General features: G+C 73.4%; 14 protein-coding genes. 5 read left to right on the plus strand and 9 right to left on the minus strand.

What is annotated here, in order from left to right:
- Positions 1–332: 332 nt before the first annotated feature.
- The 5 genes from gap to ACFY7H_RS09010 form a co-directional block, all read right to left on the minus strand.
- Positions 333–1,331, minus strand: coding sequence for a type I glyceraldehyde-3-phosphate dehydrogenase (gap, locus tag ACFY7H_RS08990; RefSeq protein WP_388935235.1), 999 nt, complete (start codon positions 1,329–1,331; stop codon positions 333–335).
- 123 nt (positions 1,332–1,454) lie between these two features.
- The gene (locus ACFY7H_RS08995; protein WP_388935237.1) at positions 1,455–2,411 is read right to left on the minus strand and encodes a GlxA family transcriptional regulator; all 957 of its coding nucleotides are present in this window, start codon (positions 2,409–2,411) and stop codon (positions 1,455–1,457) included.
- A gap of 79 nt (positions 2,412–2,490) precedes the next feature.
- On the minus strand, positions 2,491–5,013 hold the full coding sequence (gene pepN / locus ACFY7H_RS09000; protein WP_388935240.1) for an aminopeptidase N: 2,523 nt from the start codon (positions 5,011–5,013) through the stop codon (positions 2,491–2,493).
- A gap of 139 nt (positions 5,014–5,152) precedes the next feature.
- Positions 5,153–5,473: a chorismate mutase gene (locus tag ACFY7H_RS09005; RefSeq protein ID WP_125605821.1), complete on the minus strand. Its 321-nt coding sequence runs from the start codon at positions 5,471–5,473 to the stop codon at positions 5,153–5,155.
- A gap of 259 nt (positions 5,474–5,732) precedes the next feature.
- On the minus strand, positions 5,733–6,551 hold the full coding sequence (locus tag ACFY7H_RS09010) for a serine protease (protein WP_388935243.1): 819 nt from the start codon (positions 6,549–6,551) through the stop codon (positions 5,733–5,735).
- A 205-nt stretch (positions 6,552–6,756) separates the two neighbouring features.
- On the opposite strand from ACFY7H_RS09010, the gene ACFY7H_RS09015 reads away from it, so the two are divergent.
- Positions 6,757–7,422, plus strand: a complete 666-nt coding sequence (locus tag ACFY7H_RS09015; RefSeq protein WP_388935245.1) for an HAD family acid phosphatase — start codon at positions 6,757–6,759, stop codon at positions 7,420–7,422.
- A 168-nt stretch (positions 7,423–7,590) separates the two neighbouring features.
- Here ACFY7H_RS09015 and ACFY7H_RS09020 read toward each other — a convergent pair whose 3' ends face one another.
- The 4 genes from ACFY7H_RS09020 to ACFY7H_RS09035 all read right to left on the minus strand — a co-directional run bounded on the left by ACFY7H_RS09020 (position 7,591) and on the right by ACFY7H_RS09035 (position 11,969).
- Positions 7,591–8,274 (minus strand): DUF4360 domain-containing protein, encoded by a 684-nt coding sequence (locus ACFY7H_RS09020; protein WP_388935247.1) that lies wholly within the window; start codon positions 8,272–8,274, stop codon positions 7,591–7,593.
- 42 nt (positions 8,275–8,316) lie between these two features.
- Positions 8,317–8,970: a DUF4360 domain-containing protein gene (locus tag ACFY7H_RS09025; protein ID WP_388935250.1), complete on the minus strand. Its 654-nt coding sequence runs from the start codon at positions 8,968–8,970 to the stop codon at positions 8,317–8,319.
- A gap of 1,297 nt (positions 8,971–10,267) precedes the next feature.
- Complete coding sequence (locus tag ACFY7H_RS09030; RefSeq protein WP_388935252.1) at positions 10,268–11,176, minus strand: SDR family oxidoreductase; 909 nt, start codon at positions 11,174–11,176, stop codon at positions 10,268–10,270.
- Position 11,177: 1 nt separating this feature from the next.
- Positions 11,178–11,969, minus strand: coding sequence for an SDR family oxidoreductase (locus tag ACFY7H_RS09035; protein ID WP_388935254.1), 792 nt, complete (start codon positions 11,967–11,969; stop codon positions 11,178–11,180).
- A 56-nt stretch (positions 11,970–12,025) separates the two neighbouring features.
- Here ACFY7H_RS09035 and ACFY7H_RS09040 point away from each other — a divergent pair, with 56 nt between their 5' ends.
- From ACFY7H_RS09040 to ACFY7H_RS09055, 4 genes are read left to right on the plus strand one after another with little or no spacing between them, the layout of a single operon-like run.
- Positions 12,026–12,799 carry an enoyl-CoA hydratase family protein gene (locus ACFY7H_RS09040; RefSeq protein WP_388935256.1) on the plus strand — a complete coding sequence of 258 codons (774 nt, stop codon included), beginning with the start codon at positions 12,026–12,028 and terminating at the stop codon, positions 12,797–12,799.
- The gene (locus ACFY7H_RS09045) at positions 12,796–13,647 is read left to right on the plus strand and encodes a CoA transferase subunit A (protein ID WP_388935259.1); all 852 of its coding nucleotides are present in this window, start codon (positions 12,796–12,798) and stop codon (positions 13,645–13,647) included. The genes ACFY7H_RS09040 and ACFY7H_RS09045 overlap by 4 nt, the downstream gene beginning before the upstream one ends.
- On the plus strand, positions 13,644–14,378 hold the full coding sequence (locus ACFY7H_RS09050; protein ID WP_388935262.1) for a CoA-transferase subunit beta: 735 nt from the start codon (positions 13,644–13,646) through the stop codon (positions 14,376–14,378). Before ACFY7H_RS09045 ends, ACFY7H_RS09050 begins: the two co-directional genes overlap by 4 nt.
- Positions 14,379–14,427: 49 nt before the next feature.
- Positions 14,428–15,495 carry an NAD(P)H-dependent flavin oxidoreductase gene (locus ACFY7H_RS09055; RefSeq protein WP_388936183.1) on the plus strand — a complete coding sequence of 356 codons (1,068 nt, stop codon included), beginning with the start codon at positions 14,428–14,430 and terminating at the stop codon, positions 15,493–15,495.
- The last annotated feature ends 23 nt before the right edge of the window (positions 15,496–15,518 follow it).

Genomic DNA, 15,518 nt, shown 5'->3' on the forward strand with positions numbered 1-15,518 from the left:
CCGGTTGGGGGCCGGTCGTCGCCGGCGGCCTGCCGGCGATGCGGGGGGGGGCTGCCGGTGGCTGCCCGTCATGCCGGCGGCCTGCCGGGCGTCATGCCGGCGGCCTGCCGGGCGTCGCGGCGGGCGCCTGCCGGGCGTCGCGGCGGGCTGACCGTCGTTGCCGTGGCGTGTCCGGCGTTCGTGGCCGTTCGCCGCGTGCCGCTGTGCGGGGCCGTGTCCTGCCCGTCGGCGCGTCGTTCCCCGGGGCGGGCCCGGGCATGGGTGAGCGCCGCAGTTGCCAGGTCAGAACCAACTGCGGCGCTCGGTACGAAGCCCCTGAGGGGGCGGGCGGGTCAGCTCGTGGCGAGCAGGGTGAGGGTGTCGATCACGCGGTTGGAGAAGCCCCACTCGTTGTCGTACCAGGCGACGACCTTGATGTGGCGGCCCTCGACGCGGGTGAGCTCGGAGTCGAAGATCGAGGAGGCGGGGTTGCCCGTGATGTCGGAGGACACCAGCGGGTCGTCCGAGTACTCGAGCACGCCGGCCAGCGGGCCCTCGGCCGCGGTCCGGTAGGCCTCGAGGACCTGCTCGCGGGTGACGTCGCGGGCGACGGTGGTGTTGAGTTCGACGATCGAGCCCACGGGTACCGGTACGCGGATCGAGTCGCCCGACAGCTTGCCGTCGAGGTTCGGCAGGACGAGGCCGATGGCCTTCGCGGCGCCCGTCGAGGTGGGCACGATGTTGACGCCGGCGGCGCGGGCGCGGCGCGGGTCGCGGTGGGGGCCGTCCTGGAGGTTCTGCTCCTGGGTGTAGGCGTGCACCGTGGTCATGAAGCCGTGCTCGATGCCGGCGAGCTGGTCCAGTACGGCGGCCAGCGGCGCGAGGGCGTTGGTCGTGCAGGAGGCGTTCGAGACGATCGTGTGCGCGGCCGGGTCGTAGGCGTCGGTGTTGACCCCGTAGGCGAGGGTGACGTCGGCGCCGTCGGAGGGGGCGCTGACGAGGACCTTGCGGGCGCCGGCCTTGATGTGGGCGCGGGCGGCCTCGGCGGAGGTGAAGCGGCCGGTGGCCTCGAGGACGATGTCGATGCCGAGGTCGGCCCAGGGCAGCTGTGCCGGTTCCCGTTCGGCGAGGACGGTGATGCGGTGGCCGTCCACGACGAGGACGTTGCCGTCGACGCTGACCGGGCGGCCGAGGCGGCCGGAGGTGGTGTCGTAGGCGAGCAGCCGGGCGAGGGTGGCGGGCTCGGTGAGGTCGTTCACCGCGACGATCTCGAGGTCGCTGTCGCGTTCGAGGAGCGCGCGCAGCACGTTGCGTCCGATGCGGCCGAATCCGTTGATGGCGATGCGAGTCATGTGAGCTGTCCCTTCTGTTCGCGCCATCAGGTTCGCCTTCCGCGTCCGGCGGTGACAGGGGCGTGATCGCCACGGTTCGAAAGGATCCCGCCATCGGGCCTCCGTCCCTTTCGCGGGGGCCGGTCAGGTGCCGTGGGTGAAGGTGCGGCGGTATTCGGTGGGGGTGGTGTCGAGGATGCGCTGGAAGTGCAGGCGCAGGTTGGCACCGGTGCCGAGGCCGACGTCGGCGGCGATCTGCTCGACGCCGCGTTCGGAGCGTTCGAGGAGTTCGCGTGCGAGGTCGATGCGGGCGCGCATGACCCATTGCATGGGGGTGTAGCCGGTGTCCTCGACGAAGCGGCGGGAGAAGGTCCGGGGGGATACGGCGGCGTGCTGGGCGAGGGCTTCGAGGGTGAGGGGTTCGCCGAGGCGGTGCAGGGCCCATTCGCGGGTGGCGGCGAAGCGTTCGCCGAGCGGTTCGGGGACGCTGCGCGGGACGTACTGGGCCTGACCGCCGCTGCGGTAGGGGGCGGCGACCAGGCGGCGGGCGGCGTGGTTGGAGGCGGCGATGCCGAGGTCGCGGCGCAGGACGTGCAGGCACAGGTCGATGCCGGAGGCGGCGCCGGCGGAGGTGAGGACGCTGCCCTCGTCGACGAAGAGGACGTTCTCGTCGACGTGGACGAGGGGGTGTTTGGCGGCGAGGGCGCGGGCGTAGTGCCAGTGGGTGGTGGCCCGCTTGCCGTCGAGGAGGCCGGTGGCGGCGAGGGCGAAGGCGCCGGTGGAGATGGCGGCGAGCCGTGCGCCGCGGTGGTGGGCGGCTGTGAGGGCGTCGAGGACGGGGCGGGGCGGGTCGTCGCGGTCGGGGAAGCGGTAGCCGGGGACGAAGACGATGTCGGCCCAGGCGAGTGCGTCGAGGCCGTGGGTGACGTAGTACGAGAGTCCGTCGCCGCCGGTGACGAGTCCGGGTGCCGCTCCGCAGACGCGTACCTCGTACGGCATGCTCGCGCGGGTCGTGAAGACCTGTGCGGGGATGCCGACGTCGAGGGGTTTGGCGCCCTCGAGCACGAGGACGGCGACGCGGTGGAGGGGGGAGGACGGCACGGGACAAAGGGTACGCGGGCGGGCCCGTCGGGCGGCGGCGCGGTGCGGTGGCCGCCCGACGGGAGGGGTCGGGGCGGGGTCAGGCGCCGCGGACCCGCAGGGCGCGGGCGAGGTCGTCGAGCTGGTCGGTGAGGGCGCGGCGCAGCATCGGGATGATCTCGGGGTCCTGGAGGCAGGTATGGCCGGCCTGGAGGTTGGCCCGGTCGACGGCGTGGGCGGGGAAGGCCCAGCGGCCGGCGGCTTCCGCGATGGCGGGGCCGCGGCGGGCGGCGAGGGCGACGGCGTCGGGGTAGTAGCGGGGTACGTAGTCGCGTACGAGGCCGGCCTGTTCGGGTTGCCAGAAGCCGTGGGCGGTGGCGGTGAAGAGGTAGTTGGACAGGGTGTCGTCGTGGAAGAGGCGCTGCCAGGCGGCGGCCTTGGCTTCGGGGGTGGGCAGGGAGGCGTGGCAGCGGGCGGCGCCCTGCCGGCCGGTGGCGCTGGGGTCGGCGGCGAGGGCGGCGTCGATGGCGGTGGCGTCGGCGGCGCCGAGTACGCAGAGGCGGGCGAGGATGCGCCAGCGCAGTTCGGGGTCGAGTTCGGGGCCGCCGGTGACGGTGCCGTCGGTGAGCCAGGCGGTGAGGGTGCCGGGCTGGGTGGCGCTGTCGATGAGGGCGCGTACGGCGGCGAGGCGCAGGCCGGGGTCGGTGCCGTCCTCGGTGCGGCGCAGGAGGGCGTGGGCGATGCCGGTGAGGGTGGTGAGGGCGGCGGTGCGCTGGTCGGGGGTGGTGTAGGCGTCGGCGATGTGGTGGCGGGCGAAGGCGAGGACGCCCTGGACGACGGCGAGGTCGGCTTCGTCGGGGAGGTGGGCTTCGGCGGTGGCGAGGTAGGCGGCGGGTTCGAGTTCGCCGTCGCGGACCATGTCGCGCAGGGAGCCCCAGACGACGGCGCGGGTGAGGGGGTCGGGGATGCGGGAGAGGTTGCGCAGGGCGGTTTCGAGGGAGGTGTCGTCGAGGCGGATCTTCGCGTAGCCGAGGTCGCCGTCGTTGAGGACGAGGAGGGCGGGGCGGGGGCCGGCGGCGGAGAGGATCTCGTCGGTGGGGACGTCGAGGTCGAGGAGTTCGGTGCGTTCGAGGGTGCCGTCGGCGGTGTGGTCGTAGGTGCCGGCGGTGATGCGGTGGGGGCGGCTGCCGTGGCGGTCGACGGTGAGGGTCCAGCCGCCGGTGCTCTCCTCGATGCGGGGGGTGAGGGTGTCGATGCCGGTGGTGCGCAGCCAGGTGTCGGCCCAGGTGTGGACGTCGCGGTCGGTGTGGGCCGCGAGGGAGTCCACGAAGTCGGCGAGGGAGGCGTTGGCGAATTTGTGGCGGGTGAAGTGGGTGTTGATGCCGGCGAGGAAGTCCTTTTCGCCGAGCCAGGCGACGAGCTGGCGCAGGGCGGAGGCGCCCTTGGCGTAGGAGATGCCGTCGAAGTTGAGGAGGGCGGAGGCGGTGTCGGGGACGTCGTCGGGGCCGGGGGCGACGGGGTGGGTGGAGGGGCGTTGGTCGGCGGCGTAGCCCCAGGGCTTGCGTTCCATGCCGAATTCGGTCCAGGTGCCGGTGAAGCGGGTGGCTTCGGTGAGGGTCTGGTAGCCCATGTATTCGGCGAAGGATTCGTTGAGCCAGATGTCGTCGAACCAGGCGAGGGTGACGAGGTCGCCGAACCACATGTGGGCCATTTCGTGGGCGATGACCATGGCGCGGCGCTGGCGTTCGGTGTCGGTGACGGCGGAGCGGAAGACGAATTCGTCGCGGAAGGTGACGAGCCCGGGGTTCTCCATGGCGCCGGCGTTGAATTCGGGGACGAAGGCCTGGTCGTAGGAGTCGAAGGGGTAGGGCTCGGCGAACTTCTCGTGGTAGCGGTCGAAGCAGGCGGTGGTGACGGAGAGGATCTCGTCGGCGTCGGCGTCGAGGTGGGGGGCGAGGGACTGGCGGCAGTGGATGCCGAAGGGCAGTCCGGCGTGGGTGGTGGTGACGCTGTGCCAGGGGCCCGCTGCGACGGCGGCGAGGTAGGTGGGGATGCGGGGGGTGGTGACGGACTGCCAGAGGCCGGCGGCGGCGGTGTCGCCGGTGGCGGGGCGGTCGGTGACGCGGGTGGTGACGCTGTTGGCGAGGACGGTCCAGTGGGTGGGGGCGGCGACGGTGAACTCGAAGACGGCCTTCAGGTCGGGCTGGTCGAAGGCGGGGAAGACGCGCTGGACGTCGTCCAGGAACATCTGGGAGTAGACGTACGTCTCCCCGTCGGCGGGGTCGGTGAAGCGGTGGAGTCCCTCGCCGGTGCGGGAGTAGCGCATGCGGGCGTCGATGCGCAGCTCGTGGGGGCCGGGGGTCAGGCCGGTGAGGGGGAGGCGGTTGCCGGTGAGGGTGGCGGGGTCGAGGGGGGTTCCGTCGAGGGTGGCGGAGTGCAGTGCGTCCGGCTTGAGCTCGACGAAGGTGTCCGCGGCGGTGCGGGCGGTGAACCGGATGACGGTGGCGGATTCGAAGGTCTCGTCGCCGGTGGTGAGGTCGAGGCCGACGACGTAGTGGTGGACGTCGAGGAGCTGGGCTCGGAGCTGCGCTTCGTTGCGCGTCAGTGCGGTCATGGGGGCCATGCTGCCGGATGGCCGCGGCGGCTCCCAGGGCAGGCGGGGCCGGGGGGGGCGGCCGGGGGCCGGGTATCGGCCGGGCATCCGCCGGGGCCGGGGGGTCGGCCGGGCCGGGGGTCGGCCCGGCTGTCGGCCCCGGTGGGTGTTACTCCTCGCCCGCGGCGATGGTCTCGTGGTGGCGGATGACCTCGGCGATGATGAAGTTGAGGAGCTTCTCGGCGAAGGCCGGGTCGAGTTTGGCGTTCTCGGCGAGCTGGCGCAGGCGGGCGATCTGGCTGGCCTCGCGGCCCGGGTCGGCCGGGGGCAGCTGGTGCTTGGCCTTGAGGTGGCCGACCTGCTGGGTGCACTTGAAGCGCTCGGCGAGCATGTGGACCACGGCCGCGTCGATGTTGTCGATGCTGTCGCGCAGGCGGGACAGTTCGGCGGTGACGTTCTCGTCGATCTCGTCGATGTCGCTGTTGTTCATGGTTCCCGAGAATACGTGGCGGGCGTCGCCGTCACCTCTGTCAGTCGGTCCGTGAGACGCGGGGGTGCGGCCGGGGGCCCACGGCGGCGGCCGGGCGGGGGCGGGCGAGCCGCCATCGGGGCGGGCCGGCGGTATCGGCCGGGGCTCCGGGGCCGGTGACGGTACCGGTGCCGGGGCCGGTCACGTGGTGGTGTCCGGGTGTCGCGCTCGTCCTTCCGGCCGGTTCCGTCCGGCCGGAAGGACGAGTGGAGGGGCCGGACTACAGGGTGGCCGCCGCGGCCTTGATGTCGGCGGCGAAGGTGGACACCTCGGTGTACACGCCCGGGTAGCCGGCCCGGGCGCAGCCCTCGCCCCAGCTGACGATGCCGACCTGGATCCAGGCGTTGCTGCTGTCGCGGCGGAACATGGGGCCGCCGGAGTCGCCCTGGCAGGTGTCGACGCCGCCCTGGGCGTAGCCGGCGCAGATCTCTTCGCTGGGGACGAGGTCGTTGCCGTAGGCGCTCTGGCAGGAGGCGTCGGAGACGAAGGGGACCTGGGCCTTCAGGAGGTAGCGCTGCTGGCTGCCGCCTTCGCGTGCGGCGCCCCAGCCGGCGACGGTGAAGGTGCCGTTGTCGTAGGCCTTGGTGTCGGCGATCTTGAGGGTGGCCAGGTTGATGGGCTGGGCGAGCTTGATCAGGGCCCAGTCCTTGCCCTTGCCGTTGTAGCCGGGGGCCTGGAGCACCTTGGTGGACCTGACCTTGATCGCGCTGGAGCTGTTGAGGTCGACGACGCCGGCGGTGGCGGTGATGGAGGTGTTGTTGCCGGAGCCGCTGACGCAGTGGGCGGCGGTGAGGACGATCTGCTGGGTGTAGAGGGACCCGCCGCAGCCCATGGAGAGGCGCACCATGAAGGGGAACTCCCCCTGGGCGGCGCGGGTTCCGCCGACGACGGGGGCGGGTGAGGCGTTGGCGCCGGCGGGCTGGAGGCTGACGGCGGCGAGGGTGACGGCGCCGACGGCGAGGGCGCGCTTGACGATCCGGCCAAGGGTGGTCACGGTCAACACACTGCCTTTCGTGGGGGGTTGGGCTGTGCGTGCCATCGGGTGAATGACGCGTCCATGACACAACCGGCGGGACGGCGCCATCAAGACCGCCTTTTCGGACAAGTTCCGGCCCGCCGCCCGGGGGGACGGAACACCATTCATCGGGCGGCCACGAAAAGTTTCCTACCGGCCAGTAGACAGGGGTTCGGTTCTGGCCAACTCTGGTCAGTACATGTCAAGCCGTGACCGAGGAGCGCCCCCCATGCGCAGCACCCGCCGCACCCCCATGTCCCGTACCGCCGCCGCCGGCGTGGCCGTAGCCGCCGCCGTGATGACGCTGCTGCCGGCCACCGCGGCCGGGGCGGCCCCCGCTGCCGCCCCGGCCGCGGTCACCGCCTCCGCACCCGGCGGCAACGCGGCGATCCTCGGCATCGACTACGCCACCTGGCAGCGCGACGTGGCCGCCGTCATCGACGCCGCGCGCCCCGCCATCGAGCAGCGCATCGCCGCCTCCCCGGCCGGCGAGAAGCCCGCGATCGTCCTCGACATCGACAACTCCTCGCTGGAGACGGACTTCCACTGGTTCTGGACCTTCCCCACGCCCGCCATCGAGAAGGTGCGCGCGCTGACCCGGTACGCGGACGACCGGGGCGTGGCGATCTTCTTCGTCACCGCCCGGCCCGGGATCGTGTACTCCCTGACCGAGCACAACCTGAAGGCCGTCGGCTACCCGGTCGACGGGCTGTACGTACGGGACCTGCCGGCACTGTTCGAGCAGGTCAGCGCCTACAAGACGGCCAAGCGCGCCGAGATCGAGGCGCGCGGCTACACGATCATCGCCAACATCGGGAACAACGAGAGCGACCTCGTCGGCGGCCACGCCGAACGCACCGTCAAGCTGCCGGACTACGGCGGCAAGCTGTCCTGACCGGGGCGACCCGACCGGCCGCACCGGTCGGCGCAGCGGCCGGCGGACAACATGGTGGGCCGGCCGCGGTTCAACGCGCCGACGTAGCGGGTAGTCATATGGCAACGCACGAGTGAGGCCGCGGGCCCGACCCCTCGCCAGGGGGCCGGGCCCGCGGCCTTTTCGCGCTCAGACCTTCGGGCCGCCGCCGGGGCAGACCTGCCAGGCGAGGTGGTAGAGGGTGCTGACACTGGCGTCGGTGGAGTCCATGGCCATGAAGCTCGTGGAGGTCTGCGGGTTGGAGGTGCCGGCGTTCACGCGCAGTTCGGTGTTGATGTTGAAGTTCCGCTTTTCACCGCACGGGGCCCAGACGAGGTCGGCGTATTCGGTCTTGTCGCTCGTCTGCCAGTTGTCGTTGAGGGGGCCGGTGAACTGGTGGGTCCGCTGGGACGTCTGCGGCATGCCCTGGAAGTAGTAGCTCGCCCTCTCCTGGCCCCAGGCGCCGGGCTGGAGGAACGCGAATCCGCGGTAGTCGGCCTGCACGATGGCGTAGGTGAAACCGGACGGGACGTGGACGCGGAGATTGAGCTGGCAGTTCCTGCGGAAGGCGGTCGGCGGGGCGCCCGGGCCGACCTGCGCCATGTAGTCGCTGTAGGTGACGGTGAAGGCCGTGTTGTCGGGGGCGACGGCGACCTGGGCGGTGCCTTCGCGGCAGCCGGAGCCGTTGACGGTGGCGAGCTCGATCACGATCTTGTCGGGCGGGGCGGTGATCGGGCCACCGGCCACGGCGGGAGTGGACGCGGTGACCAGGGCGGCGGCCGCGGCGCCGGTGAGCAGGACGCGGGTGCGGGTGCGGGACAGGGGCTGAGACATCGTTGTCACTCCTGACCTCCGGATCGGTCTCTGGCGCTGGCGTCAGCTGGCGGGGCATTCCTTCCACTCGAAGTGGTAGACGGTGCTGACGCTGCCGTCCGTCGAGTCCATGCTCATGAAGCTCAGCGCCTGCGGGCTCGACGTGCCCGCGTAGACCCGCAGTTCGGTGTTGACGTTGAGGTTGCGTTCCTCGCCGCAGGGGGCCCAGACCAGGTCGGCGTACTCGGTCCGGTCGCCGGCCTGCCAGTTGTCGGTGAGGGGGCCGTTGAACTGGTGGGTGGTGCGGGCCGTCTGGGGCTCGCCCTGGAAGTAGTAGTTGGCGCGCTGCTGCCCGTAGGCCCCGCGCTGGAGGTGGGCGAAGCCGCGGTAGTCGGCGCGGGCGATGGCGTACGTGTACCCCTGGGGGACGTGGATCCGCAGGGCCAGCTGGCAGTTCTTGCGGAACTCGGTGCCGCCGGAGCCGCCTCCGGTCTGCGCGAGGTAGTTGCTGTAGGTGACGGTGAAGGCCGTGTTGTCGGAGGCTGCGGCGACGTTGGCGGTGCCCTGGGGGCAGCCCGAGCCGTTGACGCCGACGACGTCGACGGTGACGCGGCCGGGCGGCGGGACGTAGGACGGGCCGGCCTGGGCCTGGGCGGGCAGGGCCACGGCCGACACCACCGCGACGGCGGCACCGACGGCCATTCTGCGGAGCGGCATGTTCGGTTCTCCCTTTCAGGGGGACGGGAACGTCTGCCGGATTCGGCGTGCACATGCCATCACGCCGACGCCGGGCGGGGAGGACGGGATACGGCCAAGGCCGCCGTCGCCCGCACCGCGCCCCTTTCCTGGCCGGAACGGGCCCGGCCCGGCCCGTGCCCGGGCCCGCCCATCAGCGCGCCTGCGAACGGGCCGCTCCGCCACGGCCCCGCATGATGGCCCTTTCGATACACCACCCGCCCGGGCCCCGACCGGCCCACCGCGCGGGGCGCACCCGGGCGCGGGCCGCGCCGCGCGCGTTCCGGCTCCCCAAACCCAAAGCTCCACCCCGAACCCGTACGGTCACCCGCGCCCGCGCCTGAAAGTCGCTTAGGAGGGCCGCTCGCAGCTCGGGGAACGGGCGAAGAGCCGGGGGCGAGGCGGACCCCCGCACGGCCGGACCACACCACGACGCCCCGTCAGGCCGCGCCGGGGGCCGGACGGGACCGGCCCACCCCTTAGCCCCCGGACAGGTCCGAACCCGCGCAGGGCTGGACCACACGGGCCGGACCATCCGGAGCCGGTTGACCGGGGCCGGATGCGGTCAGACCCCCGCGGAGCCGAACCTCGCGACGGGCTCAGACGGACGGCGAGGCGGACCGCGCCCGGCAAGGCCGCCCGAGGCCGCACGGACGGGACCCTGGCGGGGCCGGCCCCGGCAACCGCCGAGGCGGACGTCCGGACAGACGGGACCAGGCCCCGCGGGGCCGGCCCCTCCCACCGCCGGCCCGCACAGGGCCACGCTGCCCCTGGGGCCCGGCGGGCCCGGGACCCCCGGGGCCGGGAGCGTCGACGCCCGGTCGCGGCGCGGGCCACTCGGCGCCGGGAGCCCGGGCCCCGTAGGCCGTCTCTTCCGGATCTTGCTCCCCCAGCTACCGCTGGGAGGTACCCCCAGACCCGCGACGCCTGGCACGGCACCTCGCCGCGTTGTCGGCACAGCCGAGTACGTCCAGTACGCGTGCTGTGGCTCCGCCCTGCGAGGCACCGCACCAGACTCCGCGGGCTTGACCGGCAAGACCCGAAAGAGACGACCTAGCCCGGGCCCCGTGGCCAGGAGCCCTCCCCAGCCGCCCGCCCGGCGCTGCCCCCGGACGCCGGAAGGCCGAGCCCCGTCGTCGGAGGCCCTCCCCCGGCTCGGGCCGCGCGTGCGTTTCCTCACGGGAGCGTCGACGCCCGGCCGCGGCGCGGGCCGGTCGGCGCGACTCCCGGTGCCGCCCCGACAGGCCCTCCACCAGGCGCCCCGGGCCGGTGCTACGGCCTACCGGGCTCCGTACACCGGGAGCGGTGGCTGCGATGCCGCCAGGAGTTTCGCCGCCGCCTCGCCCGCCTCCGACGGGGTCCAGCGGGCGCCGCGGTCGGTGGTGGGGCCCGGGCGCCAGCCCTCCATCACCGTGATCCGGCCGCCCTCCGCCTCGAACACCCGCCCCGTGACCCCCGCCGAGGCGTCCGAGCCGAGCCACACCACCAGCGGGGACACGTTCTCCGGGGCCATCGCGTCGAAGGCGCCTTCCCCCGGCGCCGCCATCGACTCGGCGAAGGTCTCCTCGGTCATCCGGGTCCGCGCCGCCGGGGCGATGGCGTTGACCTGGACCCCGTACCGGGCCATCTCGGCCGCCGCCACCAGGGTCAGGCCGAGGACGCCCGCCTTGGCCGCGCTGTAGTTGCCCTGGCCGACGGAGCCCAGCAGCCCCGCGCCCGAAGAGGTGTTGACCACCCGGGCGGCCCGCTGCCGCCCGGCCTTCGCCTCGGCCCGCCACCACGCGGCCGCCGACCGCAGCGGCAGGAAGTGTCCCTTCAGGTGCACCCGCATCACCGCGTCCCAGTCGGCCTCCCCCAGGTTGACGAGCATCCGGTCCCGCAGGAACCCGGCGTTGTTGACCAGGGTGTCCAGCCCGCCGAAGGAGGAGACGGCGCAGTCCACCAGCGAGGCCGCGCCCCCCTCCGACGCGATGTCCCCGCCGTGCGCCACCGCCTGCCCGCCCAGCGCCCGGATCTCCTCCGTGACCAGCGTCGCCGGGCTGTCGGGCCCGGGCCGCCCGTCGACGTCCACGCCGAGGTCGTTGACGACCACCCGCGCGCCCTCCGCCGCGAAGGCCAGGGCGTGGGCCCGGCCCAGTCCCCGTCCCGCGCCCGTCACGATCACCACGCGTCCCTGCGCGATACCCATCTCAGCTCGCCTCCCCGACCGTCGCCTTGTTGACCGTCGCCGCGTCCAGGAACGCCGGGCGCTCCCCGCCCCCGTGCACCAGCAGGCTCGCGCCGCTCACGTACGCCGCCCGGTCCGAGGCCAGGAACACCGCCGCCTCCCCCACGTCGGAGGGTTCGGCCAGCCGGCCCAGCGGCACGGTGGCGCCGACCGCTGCGATGCCCGCCTCGTCCCCGTAGTGCAGGTGCGCCAGCTCGGTCCGCACCATGCCCAGGACCAGCGAGTTAACCCGTACCCGGGGCGCCCATTCCACCGCCATCGAGCGGGCCAGGCTCTCCAGGCCCGCCTTGGCCGCGCCGTAGGCGGCCGTACCGGGCGAGGGGCGGGTCCCGCTGACGCTGCCGATCATGACGACCGAGCCCCGGCTCTCGCGCAGCCACGGGTAGGCGGCGAGCGAGGCCGTCATCGGGGCCACCAGATTGAGCTCGACGACCCGCGCGTGCCGCTCGGCCCCGCCCTCGCCGCCGCCCTCGTCCAGCAGCCGGTACGGGGTGCCGCCCGCGTTGTTGACCAGGCAGTCGAGCCGTCCGTACCGGTCGGCGACCGCGTCGAAGAACTCCCGTACGGCGGCCCCGTCGCGCAGGTCCACGGCGGTGAAGGCGGCCTGCCGCCCGTCCGCCGCGACCGGCTCCCGCGGCTCCCGCCGGGCGCACACGACGACCTCCGCCCCGGCCGTGAGGAACGAGCGCGCGATCCCGGCGCCCACGCCCCGGGTTCCGCCGGTGACGACCACGACCCTCCCCTTGAGCTCCATCGACTGCTACCTTCCTCGCCTAACAAATGTTTGGTGGAAAGGTAGCTGATCCGCTCATGGGTGTCTCCACCTCCGGCCCCGTCAAGGGCATCGCACTCGTCACGGCCGACTTCCCGCCCGTCAACGCACTCCCGGTCCAGGGCTGGTACGACCTCGCCGACGCCCTGCGCGCGGCGGGCCGCGACCCCGCGGTGCGCTGCGTGGTCCTGGCTGCCGAGGGCAGGGGCTTCAACGCCGGGGTCGACATCAAGGAGATGCAGCGCGACACGGGACACGGCGCCCTCGTCGGCGCCAACCGCGGCTGCTACGAGGCCTTCGCCGCCGTGTACGAGTGCGAGGTGCCGGTGGTCGCCGCCGTGAACGGCTTCTGTCTGGGCGGCGGCATCGGCCTCGTCGGCAACGCCGACGCGATCGTGGCGGCGGAGGACGCCGTCTTCGGCCTGCCCGAGCTCGACCGGGGCGCCCTCGGGGCCGCCACCCACCTGGCCCGGCTCGTCCCGCAGCACCTGATGCGGGCCCTGTACTACACCTCGCGCACCGTCACCGCCGCCGAACTGCACGCGCACGGCTCCGTCTGGAAGGTGGTGCCGCCCGAGCGGCTGCGGGACGCCGCCCTGGAGCTGGCGGCCGAGATCGCGAAGAAGGACGGCTACCTGATCCGCCTGGCCAAGGCCGCCATCAACGGCATCGACCCGGTGGACGTGCGCCGCAGCTACCGCTTCGAGCAGGGCTTCACCTTCGAGGCCAACCTCAGCGGGGTCGCCGACCGGGTCCGCGACACGTTCGGGAAGGGCTCCGCCCCCGGGAAGGAATGGGGAGACACCGCATGACGGACAAGAGCATGACCCTCGAAGAGGTCGTCGGGCAGCTGCGCAGCGGGATGACCCTCGGCATCGGCGGCTGGGGCTCCCGGCGCAAGCCGATGGCCCTGGTGCGGGCACTGCTCCGCTCGGAGGTCACCGATCTCACCGTGATCTCGTACGGGGGCCCCGATGTCGGGCTGCTGGCCGCCGCCGGCCGGATCCGCAGACTGGTGGCCCCCTTCGCCACCCTCGACTCCATCGCCCTGGAGCCGAACTTCCGGGCCGCCCGCGAGCACGGGGCCCTCGCCCTCACCGAGTACGACGAGGCCATGATCATGTGGGGGCTGCACGCCGCCGCGAACCGGCTCCCGTTCATGCCCGTGCGGGCCGGCCTCGGCTCCGACGTGATGCGGGTCAACCCCGAACTGCGGACCGTCACCTCCCCGTACGCCGACGGCGAGGAGTTCGTCGCCGTCCCCGCCCTGCGCATGGACGCGGCCCTGGTCCACCTCAACCGCGCCGACCGGCTCGGCAACGCCCAGTACCTGGGCCCGGACCCCTACTTCGACGACCTCTTCTGCGAGGCCGCCGACACCGCGTACGTCTCCTGCGAGCAGCTCGTGGAGAGCGCGGAGCTGGCCAAGGCGGGGCCGCCGCAGTCCCTCCTCGTCAGCCGGCACTCCGTCACCGGGGTCGTCGAGGCCCCGAACGGCGCGCACTTCACCTCCTGCGTGCCGGACTACGACCGCGACGAGGCCTTCCAGAAGCTGTACGCGGCCACCCCCTGGCCCGAGTTCGCCGCCCGCTTCCTGGCCGGTGCGAGCGAGCACGACTACCGGACCGCCGTCCGGACCTGGCACGAGGAGCAGCAGTGACCGCCGCGACCGCCACCCGACCGGAGTACTGCGTCATCGCCTGCGCCGAGGCCTGGCGGGACGACGGCGAGGTACTGGCCAGCCCGATGGGGCTGATCCCCTCCTTCGGCGCCCGGCTCGCCAAGCGCACCTTCGCCCCCGACCTGCTGCTCACCGACGGCGAGGCCATGCTGGTCGGCCTGGACGGTACGGCCGAGGGCTGGCTGCCGTACCGCCGCCACCTGACGATGGTCACCGGCGGACGGCGGCACGTGATGATGGGCGCCAGCCAGATCGACCGGTACGGCAACCAGAACATTTCCTGCATCGGCGACTGGGAGCGGCCCTCCCGCCAGCTCCTCGGGGTGCGCGGCGCGCCCGTGAACACCCTGAACAACCCGGTGAGCTACTGGATCCCGAGGCACTCCCCCCGGGTGTTCGTCGAGCGCGTCGACATGGTGTGCGGGGTGGGCCACGACCGGGCGGAGGCGGCCGGGGTGACCCGCTTCCACCGGCTGCCCCGGGTGGTCAGCGACCTCGGGGTGTTCGACTTCGCCGGCCCGGACCGCTCGATGCGGCTGGTGTCGCTGCACCCGGGCGTCACGGTCGGGCAGGTCCGCGCGGCGACCGGGTTCGAGCTGGCGGTCGCGGACGGGGTCCCGTACACGCGGGAGCCGAGCCCCGGGGAACTGCGGCTGATCCGCGAGGTGATCGACCCCCGGGGCCTGCGCGACCGGGAGGTCCGGGTCTGAGGCGTCGGGGACGGGGACGAGGAGCGGCGGAAGGGCGGTGACGGGGACGGTGGAGACGGCGTTGACCCGGCTGGTCGGGGTCCGGTACCCGATCGTGCAGACGGGCATGGGCTGGGTGGCCGGGCCGCGGCTGGTGTCGGCGGCGGCGAACGCGGGGGCACTCGGCATCCTGGCCTCGGCGACGATGACGGTCCCGCGGCTGCGGGCGGCCGTGCGGGAGGTCCGGTCGCGTACGGACGCGCCGTTCGGGGTGAACCTGCGGGCGGACGCCGGGGACGCGGCCGAGCGGGTGCGGCTGGTCATCGACGAGGGGGTGCGGGTGGCCTCGTTCGCGCTCGCCCCTTCCCGGGAGCTGATCGCCCGGCTGAAGGACGCCGGAGTGGTGGTGATCCCCTCGGTCGGGGCGCGCCGGCACGCCGAGAAGGTCGCGGCCTGGGGTGCGGACGCGGTGATCGTGCAGGGCGGGGAGGGTGGCGGGCACACCGGGGACGTGGCCACGACGGTGCTGCTGCCGCAGGTGGTCGACGCGGTGGACATCCCGGTGGTGGCGGCGGGCGGCTTCCGTGACGGCCGTGGGCTGGTGGCGGCCCTGGCCTACGGGGCGGCGGGCATCGCGATGGGTACGCGTTTCCTGCTGACCTCCGATTCCACGGTCCCGGACGCCGTGAAGGCCGAGTACCTGAAGGCCACGGTCAAGGACGTCACCGTCACCACGGCCGTGGACGGGCTGCCGCACCGGATGCTGCGCACCGAGCTGGTGGCGTCCCTGGAGCGGTCCGGCCGTGCCGGGGCGCTGGCCAGGGCGGTCCGGCACGCGGCGGGTTTCCGGAGGCTGTCGGGCCTGAGCTGGACGCGACTGGTGCGCGACGGCCTGGCGATGAAGCACGGCAAGGACCTGTCCTGGAGCCAGGTCCTGCTGGCGGCGAACACTCCGATGCTCCTGAAGGCGTCCATGGTCGAGGGCCGTACGGACCTCGGTGTCATGGCATCGGGCCAGGTCGCGGGGGTGATCGAGGATCTGCCGTCCTGTGCGGAACTCGTCTCCGGCGTCATGGCCGAAGCACAGCAGGTACTCGAAGCACTGCACTCGCTCCGCACCCTGCCACCACCAGGGTGATCCCCCTTCTCCGTTACAGGAGT

It is taken from the genome of Streptomyces sp. NPDC012794, from assembly GCF_042901085.1.
Classification (GTDB): Bacteria; Actinomycetota; Actinomycetes; order Streptomycetales; family Streptomycetaceae; genus Streptomyces.

What these genes read in the sequence shown, in the direction of transcription:
- ACFY7H_RS09030 (WP_388935252.1), bottom strand. Translation starts at nt 11,176, where the DNA reads ATGGGTATCGCGCAGGGACGCGTGGTGATCGTGACGGGCGCGGGACGG.
- ACFY7H_RS09040 (WP_388935256.1), top strand. Translation starts at nt 12,026, where the DNA reads ATGGGTGTCTCCACCTCCGGCCCCGTCAAGGGCATCGCACTCGTCACG.
- ACFY7H_RS09005 (WP_125605821.1), bottom strand. Translation starts at nt 5,473, where the DNA reads ATGAACAACAGCGACATCGACGAGATCGACGAGAACGTCACCGCCGAA.
- ACFY7H_RS09010 (WP_388935243.1), bottom strand. Translation starts at nt 6,551, where the DNA reads ATGGCACGCACAGCCCAACCCCCCACGAAAGGCAGTGTGTTGACCGTG.
- ACFY7H_RS09015 (WP_388935245.1), top strand. Translation starts at nt 6,757, where the DNA reads ATGCGCAGCACCCGCCGCACCCCCATGTCCCGTACCGCCGCCGCCGGC.
- ACFY7H_RS09020 (WP_388935247.1), bottom strand. Translation starts at nt 8,274, where the DNA reads ATGTCTCAGCCCCTGTCCCGCACCCGCACCCGCGTCCTGCTCACCGGC.
- ACFY7H_RS09035 (WP_388935254.1), bottom strand. Translation starts at nt 11,969, where the DNA reads ATGGAGCTCAAGGGGAGGGTCGTGGTCGTCACCGGCGGAACCCGGGGC.
- ACFY7H_RS09025 (WP_388935250.1), bottom strand. Translation starts at nt 8,970, where the DNA reads ATGCCGCTCCGCAGAATGGCCGTCGGTGCCGCCGTCGCGGTGGTGTCG.
- ACFY7H_RS09045 (WP_388935259.1), top strand. Translation starts at nt 12,796, where the DNA reads ATGACGGACAAGAGCATGACCCTCGAAGAGGTCGTCGGGCAGCTGCGC.
- gap (WP_388935235.1), bottom strand. Translation starts at nt 1,331, where the DNA reads ATGACTCGCATCGCCATCAACGGATTCGGCCGCATCGGACGCAACGTG.
- pepN (WP_388935240.1), bottom strand. Translation starts at nt 5,013, where the DNA reads ATGGCCCCCATGACCGCACTGACGCGCAACGAAGCGCAGCTCCGAGCC.